The organism is Desulfofundulus sp. (assembly GCF_049701015.1).
Taxonomy (GTDB): domain Bacteria; phylum Bacillota; class Desulfotomaculia; order Desulfotomaculales; family Desulfovirgulaceae; genus Desulfofundulus.
Genome location: NZ_JBNATZ010000302.1, coordinates 1 through 2,765 on the forward strand (window position 1 = coordinate 1; position 2,765 = coordinate 2,765).

3 protein-coding genes are annotated in these 2,765 nt (G+C 55.1%); all 3 read left to right on the top strand.

Annotated features, from left to right (window positions below; translation table 11 throughout):
* Positions 1-373 (top strand): sensor histidine kinase (locus tag ACPLUI_RS13570; protein WP_424660782.1); only part of this gene is annotated, 373 nt, incomplete at its 5' end.
* Entirely contained in the window at positions 336-950 is a 615-nt protein-coding gene (locus tag ACPLUI_RS13575; RefSeq protein WP_424660783.1) for a response regulator, read from the top strand. The genes ACPLUI_RS13570 and ACPLUI_RS13575, both read left to right, overlap by 38 nt.
* An 80-nt stretch (positions 951-1,030) precedes the next feature.
* Positions 1,031-2,512 carry a PAS domain-containing protein gene (locus ACPLUI_RS13580; RefSeq protein ID WP_424660784.1) on the top strand — a complete coding sequence of 494 codons (1,482 nt, stop codon included), beginning with the start codon at positions 1,031-1,033 and terminating at the stop codon, positions 2,510-2,512.
* Positions 2,513-2,765: the final 253 nt, after the last annotated feature.

The following is a 2,765-nucleotide window of genomic DNA, read 5'->3' on the forward strand; positions in this document are numbered from 1 at the left end:
CCGCAAGGTGTACATTTTCTACCATCAGCGTTCCCTGAAACTTGGGCGGGACCGGGAAATATTCATCTACCGCATTATCCAGGAAGCCCTTACCAACGTGGCCAGGCATTCGGAGGCCACGGAGGTGGACATCCACTTCAACGAAACAGGCGATACCCTGCAGGTAGAAATTCTGGACAACGGGGGAATCCAGGAAGAGAAACCCGTACCCGGGAAAGGACTCTGGGGAATGAAGGAAAGAGCCAGGTTCATCGGTGGGAACCTGGCATACGGCTTTAAGGACGGGGGGTTCTGCGTAAGCCTGACCGTACCACTTACGGAAGGGGGGAAAGGCAGTGAAGAAAATCGGGATCATGCTGGTGGAGGATCATAACGTTTTCCGGGAGGGCTTGAAAAAGCTGATTGATATGGAAGAAAACATGCAGGTGGTGGCTGAAGCCGATTCGTGCACCACGGCCCTGCAAAACGTAAGCCCGGACGTGGATGTGGTCCTGCTTGATATCGGCCTGCCGGACGGTGACGGCCTGGACCTGTGCAAACGCATGACCCAAACCTGCTCCCATATAAAATTTGTGGCCCTGACCACTTATGACGACGTAACCTTCATCCGCAAGGCCATGGAAAAGGGCGTACACGGGTTTGTACCTAAATATGCCTTTTTTGACGAAATTCGCTCGGCCATCAATATGGTATATAAGGGCGGGACTTACCTCTACCCGGGGTTGCAGGCGGAACTGCTGTTAAAACCCGACAGCCCGGTGCTGACGGACCAGGAAACCAGCATTCTGCAACTCATTGCCCGGGGCGAAGACCAGAAGGAAGTGGCGGCCAGGCTTTATATCAGCCTGTCTACCCTGCGGCGCCGCATCCGGGGCATCTGCACCAAGCTGGGAGTGAAAACGCTGGAGGAAGCCCTGGCTGCCGCAGCCCGCAGGGGACTGGTAAGGTAGTGCCCGGCCTCCCGTGTCAACCTGGTGAACCACAGCAAGTCTTTCCGGCAGTCAAATAAACTGTAGTGGCGGTGGTGGCCATGAAAAAGTCCCTGACGGTAAACAGCGCCTGGCTGATGTTAATAATGCTCTTCTTCCTGACTGCGATAACCATGCTCTTCATTGTGGAATTCCGCTTTTTAAAAGGCATTATGAACGATTATGAAGAAACCATCCGCCAGGTGGCCGTCAATAAGACAAACTTTTTTCTCAACGACCTGCGTGGAGTCACAGAAGGAGCCGCCCGGAAACTCAACAGCCAGCCCGACAGGAACGCCGCTTTAAAAGAACTCCCTCTTTTCGATCACCGCATTAGCGGTGCCTGCATTCTGGACGCCACAGGACGAGTGGTAGCTCGAACAGGGATATCCCCCGGGGACCTGCCGCTCGAAAAGTTCCGGTCACAACCGCCCCGGCAGGGGTCCCGGATTCTGGGGGTGCATGCGGGTGACGGTGCTCAAACGGTGGTAACCGTGGTGACTCCCCTGGGAAAGGAATGGCTGGCCCTGGATTTCAGCATTGAGGATTTTCAGCAGGAGCTTACACAGGAATTCCTCGGTAAGACCTGTAAGGTGGCCGTTTTTGCCGGCGGGAACACTCCCGTGGTGTGGCCCTTTGAGAGGGAATTGCTGGACCATTTCAGCGGCCGGGAAGAAAAATTTTATGCCAGCCAGCAGATATATGACGTCAGCACCCTGGCCACTGGCGACCCTCCCTGGCAACTGTACTTCTTCATGCGGGAAAATAACTTCGATACCTACCGTATCATTACGATCATGCTATTGTTATTTGCGCTCTACTGCTGCCTTTACCAGTTCCTGGTGGAACTGTGGGGGGTGAACAGCGCCCGGACTTATTTCGAAAACATAGATTTCAACATCTTCAACCACGTGCATGAGGGAGTGATTATTTCCAACAACGCCGGCCGGGTGCTCTTTGCCAACCAGGCGGCTCATGAGATATTCAGCGCCAAAGGACCCTTGAAGGGTGCGAAATTCAAGGATATATTGGGGCATATCGGGGATGTCCAGGACGCAAGGGACCGTTACGGCACCCTGATCCTGAAAACTGCCGACCGCCTGCTCGAGGCCATTCACTCGCCCATTGTGAAAAAGGGCAAGGTACTGGGGGCGCTGACGGTAATCGGTACCGGCGGCAGAGAAGAGCAAACTTACAGCCGGGTCCTGTCCCGCCTCATGGAAGTCCTGCCCCAGGGGGCGGTCTATGTGGACCACAATCACAGAGTGGTCCACGCCAACCTTATGGCCCGCTGTTACCTGGGTAGCCTGGAAACGGGCCTCAGCATAGATGCCGTGGACCCCGAACTGGCCGGTTTTATTTACCGCAATATGGGTTCCCGTTCTGTGAAGAGCGTGCACCTGCACTCCCGCAACCTGGACGGGAAAGTGATTTTCATCTACGACGACGAAGGGGTATACACCGGAACGCTGGTACTGCTGGAGGCTCCGGAAAAGGGAGGTAACACGGTCCCCATACCGGAGGGAGCTGGAGCCAGAAGATAACTCAGGGCGTTTGGTTATCAATATGGACTGTCGCAAAACTAGAAAACGAAACGGGCGGCGGTCGTCCCTTAAGGAGCGACATTGCGGAGGGCCGGATACGAAACACGGCGCTGCCGAGGTTAGCGAACCGGCAGCGCGAATCGCGCTGGTAATGGTATTGGTAGAATGGCTGAGCTACTTAGGCTGTAACTATCCCTAAGGAAGAAGGTGTATCGGCGCATATGCAGCGCTGCCAGGTTCGCTCCGAGGCAAG

Bases quoted from the DNA above. Each gene is read 5' to 3' on its own strand.
- ACPLUI_RS13580 (WP_424660784.1), top strand. From the start codon at position 1,031: ATGAAAAAGTCCCTGACGGTAAACAGCGCCTGGCTGATGTTAATAATG.